The sequence below is a fragment of the Actinocorallia libanotica genome (assembly GCF_039525175.1).
Classification (GTDB): Bacteria; Actinomycetota; Actinomycetes; order Streptosporangiales; family Streptosporangiaceae; genus Actinocorallia; species Actinocorallia libanotica.
In genome coordinates, this window is the sequence record NZ_BAAAHH010000009.1 from 180,748 (window position 1) to 196,354 (window position 15,607).

Consider the following 15,607-nt stretch of genomic DNA (forward strand, 5'->3'; position numbering starts at 1 on the left):
ATCACCTGACGGGCCACAACGACGAGGAAGGACCGGCATGCGGTTCGTCGACGAGTACCGGGACGGCGGCAGGGCCAGGGCGCTGGCCGCGCGGATCGCCGCGCTGTGCGAGCCCGGCAGGCGCTACAAGTTCATGGAGGTGTGCGGCGGCCACACCCACACCATCTACAAGCACGGCCTGGAGGACCTCCTGCCCGAGCAGGTGGAGCTGGTGCACGGGCCGGGCTGCCCGGTGTGCGTGATCCCGATGGGCCGCGTCGACGACGCCATGGCCATCGCCCGCGAACCCGGCGTCATCATGACCTCGTTCGGCGACCTGATGCGGGTGCCCGGAGGCACCGGCTCGTTCCTGGACGCCAAGGCGCGCGGCGCCGACATCCGCATGGTCTACTCGCCCCTGGACGCGCTGCGGATCGCGCGCGAGAACCCCGGCCGCCGCGTGGTGTTCATGGCGATCGGCTTCGAGACCACCGCGCCCTCCACCGCGATGACCGTGCTGCGGGCCGCCGCCGAGGGCGTCGCCAACTTCTCGGTCTTCTGCAACCACGTCACGATCATCCCGGCGATCAAGGCGATCCTGGATTCGCCCGGCCTCAGCCTGGACGGCTTCCTGGGCCCCGGCCACGTCTCCACCGTCATCGGCTGCCGCCCGTACGAGTTCATCGCCCGCGACCACGGCAGGCCGCTGGTGTGCGCGGGCTTCGAGCCGCTGGACGTGCTCCAGTCGGTGCACATGCTGCTGGAGCAGCTCGCCGAGGGGCGCAGCGAGGTGGAGAACCAGTACGCGCGGGTCGTCCCCTGGGAGGGCAACCCCAAGGCGCTGGAGGCCATCGGGCGGACCATGGAGCTGCGCCCCCACTTCGAGTGGCGCGGGCTCGGCTTCATCTCCCACTCGGCGCTGCGGCTGCGCGAGGAGTTCGCCGCCCACGACGCCGAGCGGATCTTCGACCTGCCGGGCGTCCGGGTCGCCGACCCCAAGGCGTGCCAGTGCGGCGAGGTGCTCAAGGGCGTCATCAAGCCGTGGGAGTGCAAGGTGTTCGGCACCGCCTGCACCCCGGAGACCCCCATCGGCACGTGCATGGTCTCCTCGGAGGGCGCCTGCGCCGCCTACTACAACTACGGCCGGTTCACCAGAGAACGCGCACGGGAGGCGACGCACGCATGACGACGACCGAACAACAGGTGCTCGACCGCATCGAACGCGCGCGGCGGCGCGCCCCCAGGGTGCGGGAGGAGCACATCACGCTCGCGCACGGCGCGGGCGGCAAGGCCACCCAGACCCTCGTCGAGGACGTCTTCGCCGGCGCGTTCGCCAACCCGGCCCTGGAGCCGCTGGACGACGGCGCCGTCCTGGAGCTGGGGGAGTCCCGGATGGTCATGACCACCGACTCCTACGTCGTCTCCCCGGTGTTCTTCCCCGGCGGCGACATCGGGGACCTCGCCGTCAACGGCACGGTCAACGACCTGGCCGTCTCGGGCGCCCGCCCCCTGTACCTGTCGGCGGGCTTCATCCTGGAGGAGGGCTTCCCGGTCGCGGACCTGCGGCGCATCACCGCGTCCATGGCCGCCGCCGCGCGGCGCGCCGGCGTCGCGATCGTCACCGGTGACACCAAGGTCGTCCAGCGGGGCAGGGGCGACGGCTGCTACATCACCACCACGGGCGCGGGCCTGGCGGACCGGTCCGGCGGGCTCGGCGCCGCCCGGGTCCGTCCCGGCGACGCGATCCTCGTCTCCGGCCCCGTCGGCGACCACGGGGTGACCGTCATGCTGGCCCGGGGCGAGCTGGACCTGGCCGCCGACGTCGTCTCCGACACCGCGCCCCTGCACGAACCGGTCGCCGCCCTCCTGGACGCCCTCCCCGAAGAGGTGCACATGCTGCGCGACGCGACGCGCGGCGGGGTGGCGACCGTCCTCAACGAGGTCGCCCAGGCCGCCGGTGTCGCGATGACCGTGCACGAGTCGGCCGTGCCGGTCCGGCCCGCCGTCAACGGGGCCTGCGAGCTCCTCGGCATCGACCCCCTCTACGTGGCGTGCGAGGGCCGCTTCGTGGCCTTCGTCGACGGAGACCACGCCGACACCGCTCTCGGCGCGCTCCGCTCCCACCCGCAGGGCCGGGACGCGGCCCTGGTCGGCCGGGTGGAGGCGGCGCCCTCGGGCCTCGTCCTGCTGAAGACCGCCTTCGGGGGCACCCGCATCATCGACCTACTCGTCGGCGACCCGCTGCCCCGCATCTGCTGACCGGTCCCGGGCGGCGGCGACCACGGCCTGGCCGAAGGAGACGCCGCCGTCGTTGGGCGGGGTCCGGGTGTGGGTGAGGACGCGGAGACCGGCGTCCTCCAGGCCGGACACGACCAGGGCGAGCAGGGTGAGGTTCTGGAAGACGCCCCCGGACAGGGCGGCCGTCGCCAGGCCCGTGCGGTCGCGCAGGACGACCGCGGCCCGGACGACGGCGGCGGCGAGCCCGTTGTGGAAGCGTGCGGCGACCGTCGCCGCGGCGGCGCCCGCGCGCACGTCCTCGGCCGCGCCGCGCACCAGGTCCGCGCAGGAGATGACCAGGGGATCCCCGTCCTGTACCTCCGCCGGGTAGGCGGCGCGCTCGTGCGGGTCGACGTGCCGCTCCAGCTCGACGGCGGCCTGCCCCTCGTAGTGGATCTCGTCGCGGACGCCCGCGATGGCGGCGACGGCGTCGAACAGGCGGCCCGCGCTGGAGGTGAGCGGGGAGTTCACCCCGGAGCGGGCCAGGGAGGAGACCGCCTCCCAGTGCGCGGCGCGGCGCCGGACCAGGGAGAGCTCGGGGAGGTCGCCGCCGTAGGCGGCCTGGAGGTGGGCGGCGGCCATGCGCCAGGGACTGCGGACCGCCGCCGTGCCGCCCGGCATCGGCACCGGCTCCAGGTGGCCCGCCCGCCGGTAGGAGGCCAGGTCGGCGACGAGCAGCTCACCGCCCCACAGGGTGCCGTCGGGCCCGTAGCCCAGGCCGTCGAAGGCGATGCCGATCACGGGGCCGTCCTCGTCGTTGTCGGCCAGGCAGGCGGCGAGGTGGGCGTGGTGGTGCTGGACGCCGGCGAGCGCCAGCCCCTCGGCGCGGGCCAGGTCCAGCGCGTACTTCGTGGACGGGTACTCCGGGTGGAGGTCGTGGGCGACGACCTCGGGATCGATGCCGAACAGGCGGCGGAAATGGGCGATCCCCTCGGTGAACGCGCGCAGCGTCTCATGGCTCGCCAGATCGCCGATGTGCTGGGACGGGAACGCCCGGCCGTCCCTGCCCAGGCAGAAGGTGTTCTTCAGTCCGGCGCCGCAGGCCAGGACGGGCCGGGGGAAGGGCAGGCGCACCGCCAGCGGGGCGGGCGCGTAGCCGCGGGAGCGGCGCAGCGGCAGCTCCCGGCCGCGGAAGACGCGGACCACGGAGTCGTCGACGCGCACGTGCACGGGGCGGTCGTGGGTCAGGAACCCGTCGGCCAGCCCCGCCAGGCGTTCCAGCGCGTCGGCGTCCCGGTGGACGATCGGCTCGTCGCGGAGGTTGCCGCTGGTCAGGACGAACGCCTCGCCGATCCGCGCGGCCAGCAGGTGGTGCTGGGGCGTGTACGGCAGCAGCACGCCCAGCTCCCCGGCGCCGGGCGCGACCGCCTCGGCCACGGGCGCGGCGGCACGGCGCGGGGCGAGCACGATGGGGCGGCGGGGCCCGGTGAGCAGGCGGACGGCGGTCCCGTCGAGCACGGCCAGGGTGTGGGCGACGGCGAGGTCCGGCGCCATCACGGCGAACGGCTTGGCCTCCCGGCGCTTGCGGGCGCGCAGCAGGCGGACGGCCTCCTCCCGCGCGGCGAGCACGGCCAGGTGGTAGCCGCCGAGCCCCTTGACCGCCAGGATCCGCCCGTCGCGCAACCACGCGGCGGCCTCGGCGAGCGGGTCGCCCGGGACGGGCGCGCCATCGGCGCCCAGCAGCCGCAGCGACGGCCCGCAGCCGGGGCAGCACACGGGCTGGGCGTGGAAGCGCCGGTCCGCCGGATCGCGGTATTCCCGCTCGCAACCGGCGCACAGCTCGAAACCGCTCATCGTGGTGTTGTGCCGGTCGTAGGGCACATCGACCGTGATGGTGAACCGGGGGCCGCAATGGGTGCAGTTGGTGAAGGCGTAACCGAACCGCCGGTCATCGGGATCGGTGAGATCTCCCAGGCACCGGGCACAGGGCGCCATGTCGGGGGAGATGAGCGTCGAACGCCCCGCCATCGGGACACTGGGCACGATCTGGAAGCCGAGCTCCCCGGCGGGCTCCGCCGCGCTCGTGGTGACCCGTTCGACGAGGGCCAGCGGCGGCGGCCGCGACTCCAGCTCGGCGACGAAGGCGGCCAGCGCGGACGCCTCCCCCTCGGCCTCGGCGAAGACGCCGTCGCCGTCGTTGCCGACGAAACCGGCGAGCCCGTAGCGTCCGGCCAGCTCGTGGACGAAGGGCCGGAACCCCACCCCCTGGACGATGCCCTCGACCCGGATCCTGATCCTGGACCGGGGCGGCGCGTCCATCACCGCGCGTCCCGCAGCGCGGCGAGCGTGAGCTCCCCCAGCCGGTGGTACAGGGTCGTCTGCGCCTCCTGGATGCGGTGCACGGAGGCGGACGGGACGACGAAGAGGTGGTCGACGGCGCCGGATCCGGCCATCGGGCCGCCGTCGTACCCGGCGAACCCGACCGTCACCATGCCCAGGCGCGCCGCCTCCTCCAGGCCGCGGAGCAGGTTCGCCGAACCGCCGCTGGTGGAGAGCCCGACGGCCACGTCGCCGCGCCGGCCCAGCGCGGCCACCTGCCGCGAGAAGACCACCTCGAACCCGACGTCGTTGGCGAGCGCGGTGAGGGACGCCGTGTCCTGGGCCGGGCAGAACGCCGGGAGCGGCCGGTCCGGCGGGGGAGGGGCGGCGAGCAGGGTGGTGAAGGCCTGGGCGTCGGTGGCGCTGCCGCCGTTGCCGAACGCCAGGAGCCGTCCGCCCGAGGCGAAGGACTTGGCCACGGCCTGCGCGCACCGGGTGAGAGCGGGTTTGAGGCGGGCGCTCAGGGAGGCGCGCAGCGCGGCGATCTCGGTGAACTTCTCGGCCGTGGACCTCTCCGCGTCGGCCAGCAGGGCGTCGAGGCCGCCCTGCGCCGGGTACAGGAACGGGTACAGCGCCTCCACCCCGCCGGGCTCCCCGCCCGCGGTCACGACGGCTCCTCCACCCGGGCGATGGCCTCCTTGGCGTGCACCAGCACGAGGTCCCCGGGCCCGGCGTCGACCAGCGCCACGCTGATCTCCTCGATCCCGCTCCCGGTGTCGACGAGCGCGAGCCCGTCGGGGAGCACCTCGCGCACCCGCATCGCCTCGGCGGAGTCCGAGCAGGTGACGCAGACGCCGTCGGGGCAGTGCGGTCGCGTTCCCGTCATGCGGGCACCTCCCGTTCCAGGGATCCAGGGTGTTCGAGGAAGACGTGCACCAGTTCCCAGAGCACGTGGTAAACGGTCACGTGCGTCTCCCGGACGACATGGGGGTCGTCCGAGGCGACGGCGAGCACATGGTCGGCGACGAGGCCGGACCCTTCGTCGCCGGTCAGGGCGACGGTGAGCGCTTCGTGCTCGCGCGCCATGGCCAGAGCACGCGGAAGGCTCGTGCTCCCGCTCTCCGAGGAGAGCCCGAGGACGATGTCGTGCGGCCCCGCCAGGGAGGCCAGCCGCGCGGAGTACACCTCGGCCAGGCCGTCTCCGGTGACGGCTCCGCTCAGCGCGCCGGCGTCGCAGCTCAGCGAGAGCGCGGGCAGGGCGGGCTTGCCGACGACCACCGGATGCACGAACTCGACCGCGAGATGCGCGGCGTCCGCGGCCGCGGTGCCGTCGCCGAAGGTGAAGAGCGTGCCGCCGCGGCGGAACCGCGCGGCCATGGCGTGGCAGGCGCGGACGACGCGGTTCGCCTCCGGATACGGCAGGACGCCCTTCACCGGCCACCGCCCGTGAGCCCGCCGGCCCGCGAGACCTCGGCCCGCGAGATCTCGGACCAGCGCTCCACGCAGGAGCCGAGCACCCGCGAGAAGGCGGCCAGCCTCGGCACCCAGCCCTCCAGGTCGCCCCGGCCCTCGGGCGTCAGTTCGTAGCGGCGCCGCGCGGGCCCCGCCCCCGAGGGCTCCCAGGCGGATCGCAGCAGCCGCGCCCGCTCCAGGTCTCGCAGCACCCGGTAGGCGTGGCCCGGCTCCACCCCCGGCACGCCCAGCTCGCCCAGCCGCTCGATGAGCTCGTAGCCGTGCCCCGGCCGCTCGCAGAGCAGCAGGAGCAGGAAGGGGCGCAGCAGGCTCCGGATCTCGTTGCCCTCGACCACGTCCCCTCCCGCCTGCGCGCGCTCACTCTCCGTGTTCCTCTCCTACCTGTTTCCGGAAAGGGGAAAACACGAAGATCACCGGGACTGTGGACCGCAAGGGAAAGGACCATCGACTCTAAGTCCGGCATGTCGCCCGGCTCGAAGATCGAACCATGCGATTGCTCCCCCGCACGGAACGAACGGAACTAGCCGGTGATGACCGCGACGATCCGGGTGCCCGGCGGGAAGCAGCCCCGCCGCACCATGGTGTAGAGCCCGCAGAGCATCTTCCCGGTGTACACCGGATCGAGGCGGACGCCGTGGCGCGCGGCGAAGTCCGCGACGAAGGCGTCGAGCTCGGGCGTGCGGCGGGCGTAGCCGCCGAAGTGGAACTCCGTCCGCACCGCCCACGCGGAGCTCTCGCCGCCGTGCTCCCGCTGCAGACGGGCCACCTCGTCCCGCAGGAAGCCCCCGCCCTTGAGCACCGAGAAGCCCATCGCCCGCGCCCCCGCGCGCAGGCCCAGCGCCAGGCCCGCCAGCGTGCCGCCGGTGCCCACGGGGCAGCACAGCACGTCGTACGGCTCGGTGATCTCCGCCGCGAGCTCGGCGCAGCCCCGCACGGCCAGGGCGTTGGAACCGCCCTCGGGCAGGACGTAGAAGCGCCCCGGGGGAACGGGCTTGTCGCGGTAGGCGGTGCGCGAGACGTACTCCAGCCGCATGCCCCGCGACACCGCGAACGCCAGGACGGGATTGAGCGGCAGGTGCTCCTCGCCCCGGATGACGCCGACCGTGCCGAACCCGAAGCGGTGCCCGGCGGCGGCCGTCGCCCGGATGTGGTTGGAGTAGGCGCCGCCGAACGTCAGCAGGGTGTCGTGCCCCTGCGAGGCGGCGGCCTCCAGGTTGTACTTGAGCTTGCGCCACTTGTTGCCGGGCAGCTCCGGGTGGATGAGGTCGTCCCGCTTGAGGAGCAGCCGCACGCCGCCGAGCCGCTCGTCGGCGATCTCGACCAGGGGAGAGGGCAGGAGGAGCTCCACCCGCCCCAGATTAGCCGCGGCGCCGGTTTTCTTCGCCCGGTGGCAGGGGATCAAGATCTGCATCAGGACGGCCGACGGACGGACGTGGTGTCATGAGCGCGCGGAACACCGAAGCGGGCGGCCGTCCCGTACCGATGCTGGTGGTCGCGACCGTGGGGTTCGCGGTGAACTTCTGGGCCTGGGCGCTGCTCAGCCCGCTGGGCCCCCGCTTCCAGGAGGACCTGGGGCTGAGCGCGCTGGAGCAGGCGCTGCTGGTGGCGGTCCCGGTGATCGTGGGCTCGCTGGGCCGCATCCCGGTGGGCGCGCTGACCGACAGGTTCGGCGGCCGGGTGATGTTCCCGCTGGTCTCGGCGGTGACCATCGTCCCGGTGCTCTACCTCGGCCTGCTCGGCCACGACTCCTTCGCGGCGCTGCTGGTCGGCGGGTTCTTCCTCGGCGTGGGCGGCACGATCTTCGCCGTCGGCGTCCCGTTCGTCAACGCGTGGTTCCCGCCGGAGCGGCGGGGCCTGGCGATCGGGATCTTCGGCATGGGCATGGGCGGCACCGCGATCAGCGCGCTCACCACGGTGCGGCTGGTCGACATGTCGGGCATGGCGATGCCGTTCGTGCTGACCGCCGTGCTGCTGGCGGTCTACGCCGTGGTCTCCTTCCTGGTGCTGCGCGAGGCGCCCGGCCGCCGGGCGCCCACCGGTTCGGCCCTGGGCCGCCTGGCCCAGACCCTGCGGCTCCCGGTCACCTGGCAGGCGTCGGCGCTGTACGCCATCGCCTTCGGCGGCTACGTCGCCTTCTCGGTGTACCTGCCGACCTACCTGAAGTCGGCGTACGACCTGGAGCAGGCCGACGCCGCCAACCGGATGGCCGGCTTCGTGGTGCTCGCGGTGCTGATGCGCCCGCTGGGCGGCTGGCTGTCCGACCGGCTCGGCGCGGTGCGCGTCCTGGCCGTCAGCCTGGCCGTCGTGGCCGCGGGCGCCGCCCTGCAGGCCTTCACCCCGCCCCTCATGCCGCTGGGGACCCTGGCGTTCCTGACGATGGCCGCGGCCCTGGGCGCCGGGAGCGGCGCGGTGTTCGCGCTCGTGGCCCTGCTGGCCCCGCAGGACAAGGTCGGCTCGGTCACCGGGGTGGTGGGCGCCGCCGGCGGGCTCGGCGGCTTCGTCCCGCCCCTGGTGATGGGCGCGATCTACAGCGCCTACGGCGGCTACGCCCTGGGCCTGGCGCTGCTGTGCCTGGTCGCGGCCGCCGGGGCGGCCTTCACCGCCACGGCGGTGCGGCGGAACGTGGCGCGGCGGCGCACCGAGGCGGCGCCCGTCTGAGCAGACCCGCGGAAGAACCGACAGCAGCACGGAGAGGACGCCTTCGAGGACGTCCCAGGAAGGCGACAGATGAGCACCGAGACCGGATCCAGGGCGGAAAGTCCCGAGCTGGACGGCCCGCTGGTCCAGGCGCTGGTGGGCACCCGCCGGTTCTTCACCCGTTCGGAGGTCTCCCCCGACCTGCGGGCCATGTACAAGAAGGGCGGCCGCGAGGCCGACACCTTCTACCGCGACCGCTGGTCCTACGACAAGGTGGTCCGCTCCACCCACGGCGTGAACTGCACGGGCTCCTGCTCGTGGAAGGTCTACGTCAAGGACGGCATCATCACCTGGGAGGCCCAGCAGACCGACTACCCGTCGGTGGGCGCCGACCGCCCCGAGTACGAGCCCCGCGGCTGCCCGCGCGGCGCGGCCTTCTCCTGGTACACCTACTCGCCGACCCGGGTGCGCTACCCGTACGTGCGCGGCGTGCTGCTGGAGATGTACCGGGAGGCGAAGGCCCGCACGGGTGACCCGGTGCTGGCCTGGGAGGAGATCGTCTCCGACCCGGAGAAGGCGCGCCGCTACAAGTCGGTGCGCGGCAAGGGCGGCCTGGTGCGGGCCACCTGGGAGGAGGCCGTGGAGCTGGTCGCCGCCGCCCACGTGCACACCATCAAGGAGTTCGGGCCCGACCGCGTCGCCGGCTTCTCCCCGATTCCGGCGATGTCGATGGTCTCGCACGCCGCGGGCGCGCGGTTCACCTCCCTCATCGGCGGCTCCATGCTGTCGTTCTACGACTGGTACGCCGACCTTCCGGTCGCCTCACCGCAGGTGTTCGGCGACCAGACCGACGTGCCCGAGTCCGGAGACTGGTGGGACGCCGCCTACCTGATCATGTGGGGCTCCAACCTGCCGGTGACCCGCACGCCCGACGCGCACTGGATGGCCGAGGCCCGCTACCGGGGCCAGAAGGTCATCGCGGTCTCGCCCGACTACGCCGACAACGTCAAGTTCGCCGACGAGTGGCTGCCGGCCCGCCCCGGCACCGACGGGGCGCTGGCCATGGCGATGGGCCACGTGATCCTCAAGGAGTTCTTCGTCGACCGGGCGACGCCCTACTTCATCGACTACACCAAGCGCTACACCGACCTGCCGTTCCTGGTCCGGCTGGAGCCCAACGCCGCGGGCGACGCCTACGTCCCCGCCAAGTTCCTCACCGCCGCCGACCTGCCGGGAGCCGAGGCGCAGGCCGAGAACGCCGCGTTCAAGACCGTCCTGCTGGACTCGGCCACCGGCAGGCCGCTGGTCCCCAACGGCTCGCTGGGCTTCCGCTACGGCCAGGCGGGCGAAGGCCGCTGGAACCTGGACCTGGGCGACGCCGACCCGCTGCTGAGCGCCGAGGGCGGCGGCGAGGCGCCGGTGGAGATCGACCTCCCGCGCTTCGACACCCTCGACGGCTCCCCGGGCCTGCTGCGGCGCGGCGTGCCGGTGCGCCGGGTCGGCGGGCACCTGGTCACCACCGTCTACGACCTGACCCTCGCCCAGTACGGGGTGCGCCGCGACGGCCTGCCCGGCCGCTGGCCGACCGGCTACGACGACGCCGAGGAGGGCTGCACCCCCGCCTGGCAGGAGACGTTCACCGGCGTCCCGGCGCAGGCGGCCGCCCGCATCGGCCGGGAGTTCGCCGCCAACGCCGAGGAGTCCCGCGGCCGCTCCATGATCGTCATGGGCGCGGGCACCAACCACTGGTTCCACTCCGACACCATCTACCGGGCCTTCCTGGCCCTGACCACGCTGACGGGCTGCCAGGGCGTGAACGGCGGCGGCTGGGCCCACTACGTCGGCCAGGAGAAGTGCCGCCCGGTGACCGGGTGGGCGCAGCTGGCCTCGGCGCTGGACTGGACGCGCCCGCCCCGCCAGATGATCCAGGCCGCCTACTGGTACCTGCACACCGACCAGTTCCGCTACGACCCGTTCACCGCCGAGACCCTGTCGGCCGCCACCTCCACGGGGAAGATGGCGGGCCGCACCACCGCCGACGTCATCGCCCAGTCGGCGCGGCTCGGCTGGATGCCCTCCTACCCGACCTTCGACCGCAACCCGCTGGACCTGGCCGACGAGATCGCCGCCTCGGGCCGCTCCGCCGGGGAGTATGTTCCCGAGGAGCTGAAGGCCGGGCGGCTGAAGTTCGCCTGCCAGGACCCCGACGCGCCGGAGAACTTCCCCCGCGTCCTGACGATCTGGCGGGCCAACCTGCTCGGCTCCTCGGCCAAGGGCAACGAGTACTTCCTCAAGCACCTGCTGGGCACCGACTCCAACCTCCGCGCGAATGAGGCGCCGCCCGGCCTGCGCCCCAAGGAGGTCGTCTGGCGCGAGGAGGCGCCCACCGGCAAGCTCGACCTGCTGCTCACCCTGGACTTCCGGATGACCAGCACCACCATCTACTCCGACGTCGTGCTGCCCGCCGCCACCTGGTACGAGAAGCACGACCTCAGCAGCACCGACATGCACCCGTTCGTGCACGCCTTCAGCCCCGCCATCGCCCCGCCGTGGCAGACCCGCACCGACTGGGACGCCTTCCAGACCATCGCCGCCTCGTTCAGCAGGCTCGCCGCCACCCATCTCGGGGTGCGCAAGGACCTCGTCGCGATGCCGCTGCTGCACGACACACCCGACGAGATGGCCGTCCCGCACGGGAAGGTCGCCGACTGGGCCGAGGGGGAGTGCGAGCCGGTCCCGGGCGCCACGATGCCCAAGCTCGTCGTGGTGGAGCGCGACTACGGGGCGGTCGCGGCGAAGATGGCGTCGATCGGGCCGCTGGCCGACGAGCTCGGCGCCACCACCAAGGGCGTCACGTTCGACCTGACCCGCGAGCTGGAGTACCTGCGCGGCAAGAACGGCACCGTCCGGGGCGGCCCCGCCGACGGGCGGCCCGCGCTGCGCAGGGACGTCCACGCCTGCGAGATGATCCTCACCTTCTCCGGCAGCACCAACGGGCACCTGGCAACCCAGGGCTTCCGCACGCTGGAGCGGCGCACGGGCACCCGGCTGGCGGACCTGGCCGCCGAGAACGAGGGCAAGCACATCACCTTCACCGACACCCAGGCCCAGCCCGTCCCCGTCATCACCTCGCCCGAGTGGTCGGGGTCGGAGACGGGCGGGCGCCGCTACTCGCCGTTCACCATCAACGTGGAGCGCCTCAAGCCCTGGCACACCCTCACCGGGCGCCAGCACTTCTTCCTCGACCACGACTGGATGACCGAGCTGGGCGAGCAGCTCCCGGTGTTCCGGCCCCCGCTGAACATGCAGGCGCTGTTCGGCGAGCCGCGCATCGGCGAGAACGGCGAGCTGGGCATCTCGGTGCGCTACCTGACCCCGCACAACAAGTGGTCCATCCACTCCGAGTACCAGGACAACCTGTTCATGCTGTCCCTGTCGCGCGGCGGCCCGACGATCTGGATGAGCGACAGGGACGCCGCCAAGATCGGGGTGTCGGACAACGACTGGATCGAGGCGGTCAACCGCAACGGCGTCGTGGTCGCCCGAGCGATCGTCTCGCACCGCATGCCCGAGGGCACCGTCTACATGCACCACGCCCAGGACCGGCTCATCGACGTGCCCCGCACCGAGACCACGGGGCGGCGCGGCGGCATCCACAACTCGCTGACCCGGCTGCTGGTCAAGCCCAGCCACCTCATCGGTGGATACGCCCAGCTGTCGTTCGCCTTCAACTACCTGGGCCCCACCGGCAACCAGCGCGACGAGGTCACCGTGATCCGCCGCCGCTCCCAGGAGGTGACGTACTGATGCGGGTCATGGCGCAGATGGCGATGGTGATGAACCTCGACAAGTGCATCGGCTGCCACACCTGCTCGGTCACCTGCAAGCAGGCGTGGACCAACCGCAGCGGCGTCGAGTACGTGTGGTTCAACAACGTCGAGACCCGGCCGGGCCAGGGCTACCCCCGCCGCTACGAGGACCAGGAGGCCTGGCGCGGCGGCTGGACCCTCAACCGGCGCGGCAGGCTGGCGCTGAAGGCCGGCGGGCGGCTGCGCAAGCTGCTCACGATCTTCTCCAACCCCAAGCTGCCGTCCCTGGACGACTACTACCAGCCCTGGACCTACGACTACGAGACGCTCACCAACGCGCCGCTGCAGGAGCACACGCCCGTCGCCCGGCCCAAGTCGCTGATCACCGGCGAGGACATGAAGATCTCCTGGTCGGCCAACTGGGACGACGACCTGGGCGGCATGCCGCAGTACGGCGCCCAGGACCCGGTCCTGGCGGAGATCTCCGAGAAGGTGAAGCTGGAGTTCGACAAGACCTTCATGTTCTACCTGCCGCGCATCTGCGAGCACTGCCTCAACCCCAGCTGCGCGGCCTCCTGCCCGTCCGGCGCGATCTACAAGCGCACCGAGGACGGCATCGTCCTGGTCGACCAGGACCGCTGCCGCGGCTGGCGGATGTGCGTGACCGGCTGCCCGTACAAGAAGATCTACTTCAACCACCGCACCGGCAAGGCCGAGAAGTGCACCTTCTGCTTCCCCCGGATCGAGGTCGGCATCCCCACGGTCTGCTCCGAGACCTGCGTGGGACGGCTGCGCTACATCGGCCTGGTGCTCTACGACGCCGACAAGGTGCTCGAAGCCGCAGCCACGCCGGACGAGACCGACCTGTACGAGGCGCAGCGCCAGGTCTTCCTCGACCCGAACGACCCCGCGGTCGCCGCTGAGGCCGAGCGGGCCGGCATCCCGCGGGACTGGATCGAGGCGGCTCAGCGCTCGCCCGTGTACGCGCTGATCAACCGGTTCAAGGTGGCGCTGCCCCTGCACCCGGAGTACCGGACGCTGCCCATGGTCTGGTACATCCCGCCCCTGTCGCCGGTCGTGGACGTGGTGCGCGACACCGGCCACGACGCCGAGGACGGCGGCAACCTCTTCGCCGCGATCGAGGCGCTGCGCATCCCCGTGGAGTACCTCGCCGAGCTGTTCACCGCCGGCGACACCGCGCCCGTCGACGCCGTCCTGCGGCGGCTGGCGGCGATGCGCTCCTACATGCGCGACATCAACCTCGGCCGCGACGCCGACGAGTCGATCCCCGAGCGGGTCGGCATGACCGGCGAGGACGTCTACGACATGTACCGGCTCCTGGCGCTGGCCAAGTACGACGAGCGGTACGTCATCCCGCCCGCCCACGCCGAACAGGCGCACCGGCTGGAGGAGCTCGCCACCGAGTGCAGCCTCGACTACGAGGGCGGCCCCGGCATGGGCGGCGGCGGCCCGTTCGGCGAGTCCTCCGGCGGCGCCCCGCCGATCGCGGTGGAGAACTTCCACATGCTCAAGCAGCGGCAGACCGCCGACCGGATCACCGATCCCGCCGACAAGAGCAGCCGCGTCAACCTCCTCAACTGGGACGGCAAGGGCGTGCCGCCGGGGCTCTTCCCCGAGCGGACCGGCGCCCCCGGCCCCGGAGACGCCAACCCGCCCGCCGACTCCGGCGCCGGCAGAACGGAGCCCAAGCCGTGAAGACGGGACGCGCGCTCACCCGGGAGGAGCGCACCATCACGTGGCAGGCGGCATCCCTGCTGCTCGGCTACCCCGACGACCGCCTCCTGGCGCTGCGCCCGCTGCTGCGCCGCGCCGCGGCCGAGCTGCCCGACGCCACGGGGGGACCGCTGGGCCGCTTCCTCGACCACCTCGACGCCACGCCGCCCGCCGCCTTGGCGGCCGACTACGTCGCCACCTTCGACCACCGCAAGCGGTGCTGCCTCTACCTGACGTACTACGCCTACGGCGACACCCGCGAACGCGGCAAGGCGCTGCTGCGGTTCAAGACCGCCTACCGCGAGGCGGGGCTCGACCTGGACGACGGGGAGCTGCCCGACCACCTCTCGGTCGTCCTGGAGTTCGCCGCCACCGCCGACCCCGAGGCCGGGCACCGGCTGCTGACCGGCCACCGGGCCGGGCTCGAACTGCTGCGCCTGGCGCTGACCGAGGCGCGCTCCCCGTGGAGCGCGGTGCTCCAGGCGGTCTCGGCCACCCTGCCGCCGCTGAGCGGCGACGACCACGAGGCGGTCCGCCGCCTGGCCGCCGAGGGGCCGCCCGAGGAGGAGGTCGGCACCCAGACCTACGGCGGGCCGGTCCTGCTGCCCGAACCCCGCGTCCGCACGGCCGCCGGCCTCTCTCCAGGAGCACGAGCATGACCTCCTACCTCACCGCCCCGGCGGCACTCGCCGCACCGGCGCCCGCCGAGCCCGGCGGCTGGGACATCCTGCTGTGGGTGGTCCTGCCGTACGTGACCATCGTGGTGTTCGTCCTCGGCCACATCTGGCGCTACCGCTACGACAAGTTCGGCTGGACGACCCGCTCGTCCCAGCTGTACGAGAACCGCCTGCTGCGCATCGGCAGCCCGCTGTTCCACTTCGGCATCCTCGTCGTGCTGCTCGGCCACGTCGGCGGCCTGCTCATCCCCGAGAGCTGGACGGAGGCCGCCGGGATCAGCGAGCACACCTACCACATCGTCGCCGTCGTGCTCGGCACCGTCGCCGGGGTCTGCACCCTCGGCGGCCTGGCCATCCTCATCTACCGGCGGCGCACCGTCGGCCCGGTGTTCTCGGCCACCACCCGCAACGACAAGATGATGTACGTCTTCCTGACCGCGGTGATCGTGCTCGGCCTGTCGGCCACCGTCGTGGCCAACATCGTCGACGGCGGCTACAACTACCGGGAGAGCGTCTCGCCCTGGTTCCGGTCGGTGTACCTGCTCCAGCCGAAGCCGGAGCTGATGATGGGCGCGCCGGTGCTGTTCCACCTGCACGCCCTCAGCGCCCTGGCCCTGTTCATGATCTGGCCGTTCACGCGCCTGGTGCACATGCTCACCGCGCCGATCGGCTACCTGACCCGGCCCTACATCGTCTACCGCAGCAGGGACGAGCAGCTGGGCAGCCGGACTCCCCGCCGGGGGTGGGAGCGCACCACCTGAC

13 protein-coding genes are annotated in these 15,607 nt (G+C 72.9%); 7 read left to right on the forward strand and 6 right to left on the reverse strand.

Translation table 11 applies throughout. The features are described from left to right. Positions 1 to 37: 37 nt before the first annotated feature. Together hypD and hypE are read left to right on the forward strand one after the other, a co-directional pair. Positions 38 to 1,165, forward strand: a complete 1,128-nt coding sequence (gene hypD / locus ABD140_RS14200) for a hydrogenase formation protein HypD (RefSeq protein ID WP_344240786.1) — start codon at positions 38 to 40, stop codon at positions 1,163 to 1,165. Next, entirely contained in the window at positions 1,162 to 2,238 is a 1,077-nt protein-coding gene (gene hypE, locus ABD140_RS14205; RefSeq protein WP_344240788.1) for a hydrogenase expression/formation protein HypE, read from the forward strand. Before hypD ends, hypE begins: the two co-directional genes overlap by 4 nt. Here the strand turns inward: hypE and hypF are convergent. From hypF to ABD140_RS14235, 6 genes are all read right to left on the reverse strand, one after another. Beyond that, a complete protein-coding gene (gene hypF / locus ABD140_RS14210; RefSeq protein ID WP_344240790.1) occupies positions 2,203 to 4,515 on the reverse strand; it encodes a carbamoyltransferase HypF in 2,313 nt (770 codons plus the stop codon). The two genes, hypE and hypF, sit on opposite strands and share 36 nt — an antisense overlap. Then, the gene (locus ABD140_RS14215; protein ID WP_344240792.1) at positions 4,515 to 5,183 is read right to left on the reverse strand and encodes a D-sedoheptulose-7-phosphate isomerase; all 669 of its coding nucleotides are present in this window, start codon (positions 5,181 to 5,183) and stop codon (positions 4,515 to 4,517) included. Before ABD140_RS14215 ends, hypF begins: the two co-directional genes overlap by 1 nt. Beyond that, on the reverse strand, positions 5,180 to 5,401 hold the full coding sequence (locus ABD140_RS14220) for a HypC/HybG/HupF family hydrogenase formation chaperone (protein ID WP_344240794.1): 222 nt from the start codon (positions 5,399 to 5,401) through the stop codon (positions 5,180 to 5,182). Before ABD140_RS14220 ends, ABD140_RS14215 begins: the two co-directional genes overlap by 4 nt. Further along, complete coding sequence (locus tag ABD140_RS14225) at positions 5,398 to 5,949, reverse strand: D-sedoheptulose-7-phosphate isomerase (protein WP_344240796.1); 552 nt, start codon at positions 5,947 to 5,949, stop codon at positions 5,398 to 5,400. Before ABD140_RS14225 ends, ABD140_RS14220 begins: the two co-directional genes overlap by 4 nt. Next, positions 5,946 to 6,323: a helix-turn-helix transcriptional regulator gene (locus ABD140_RS14230; RefSeq protein ID WP_344240797.1), complete on the reverse strand. Its 378-nt coding sequence runs from the start codon at positions 6,321 to 6,323 to the stop codon at positions 5,946 to 5,948. The genes ABD140_RS14225 and ABD140_RS14230 overlap by 4 nt, the downstream gene beginning before the upstream one ends. Before the next feature lie 185 nt (positions 6,324 to 6,508). Then, entirely contained in the window at positions 6,509 to 7,399 is an 891-nt protein-coding gene (locus ABD140_RS14235; RefSeq protein WP_344240799.1) for a 1-aminocyclopropane-1-carboxylate deaminase/D-cysteine desulfhydrase, read from the reverse strand. 29 nt (positions 7,400 to 7,428) lie between these two features. On the opposite strand from ABD140_RS14235, the gene ABD140_RS14240 reads away from it, so the two are divergent. From ABD140_RS14240 to narI, 5 genes are all read left to right on the forward strand, one after another. Beyond that, positions 7,429 to 8,646 (forward strand): MFS transporter, encoded by a 1,218-nt coding sequence (locus ABD140_RS14240; protein WP_344240802.1) that lies wholly within the window; start codon positions 7,429 to 7,431, stop codon positions 8,644 to 8,646. Between the two features lie 69 nt (positions 8,647 to 8,715). Continuing rightward, positions 8,716 to 12,432, forward strand: coding sequence for a nitrate reductase subunit alpha (locus tag ABD140_RS14245; RefSeq protein ID WP_344240804.1), 3,717 nt, complete (start codon positions 8,716 to 8,718; stop codon positions 12,430 to 12,432). Then, positions 12,432 to 14,150 carry a nitrate reductase subunit beta gene (gene narH / locus ABD140_RS14250; RefSeq protein WP_344240806.1) on the forward strand — a complete coding sequence of 573 codons (1,719 nt, stop codon included), beginning with the start codon at positions 12,432 to 12,434 and terminating at the stop codon, positions 14,148 to 14,150. The genes ABD140_RS14245 and narH overlap by 1 nt, the downstream gene beginning before the upstream one ends. After that, a complete protein-coding gene (narJ, locus tag ABD140_RS14255) occupies positions 14,147 to 14,827 on the forward strand; it encodes a nitrate reductase molybdenum cofactor assembly chaperone (RefSeq protein ID WP_344240808.1) in 681 nt (226 codons plus the stop codon). The genes narH and narJ overlap by 4 nt, the downstream gene beginning before the upstream one ends. Beyond that, positions 14,824 to 15,606: a respiratory nitrate reductase subunit gamma gene (gene narI / locus ABD140_RS14260; protein WP_344240810.1), complete on the forward strand. Its 783-nt coding sequence runs from the start codon at positions 14,824 to 14,826 to the stop codon at positions 15,604 to 15,606. The genes narJ and narI overlap by 4 nt, the downstream gene beginning before the upstream one ends. Position 15,607 lies beyond the last annotated feature (1 nt).

What these genes read in the sequence shown, in the direction of transcription:
- hypD (WP_344240786.1), top strand. Translation starts at nt 38, where the DNA reads ATGCGGTTCGTCGACGAGTACCGGGACGGCGGCAGGGCCAGGGCGCTG.
- hypE (WP_344240788.1), top strand. Translation starts at nt 1,162, where the DNA reads ATGACGACGACCGAACAACAGGTGCTCGACCGCATCGAACGCGCGCGG.
- hypF (WP_344240790.1), bottom strand. Translation starts at nt 4,515, where the DNA reads ATGGACGCGCCGCCCCGGTCCAGGATCAGGATCCGGGTCGAGGGCATC.
- ABD140_RS14220 (WP_344240794.1), bottom strand. Translation starts at nt 5,401, where the DNA reads ATGACGGGAACGCGACCGCACTGCCCCGACGGCGTCTGCGTCACCTGC.
- ABD140_RS14235 (WP_344240799.1), bottom strand. Translation starts at nt 7,399, where the DNA reads ATGCAGATCTTGATCCCCTGCCACCGGGCGAAGAAAACCGGCGCCGCG.
- ABD140_RS14240 (WP_344240802.1), top strand. Translation starts at nt 7,429, where the DNA reads ATGAGCGCGCGGAACACCGAAGCGGGCGGCCGTCCCGTACCGATGCTG.
- ABD140_RS14245 (WP_344240804.1), top strand. Translation starts at nt 8,716, where the DNA reads ATGAGCACCGAGACCGGATCCAGGGCGGAAAGTCCCGAGCTGGACGGC.
- narH (WP_344240806.1), top strand. Translation starts at nt 12,432, where the DNA reads ATGCGGGTCATGGCGCAGATGGCGATGGTGATGAACCTCGACAAGTGC.
- narI (WP_344240810.1), top strand. Translation starts at nt 14,824, where the DNA reads ATGACCTCCTACCTCACCGCCCCGGCGGCACTCGCCGCACCGGCGCCC.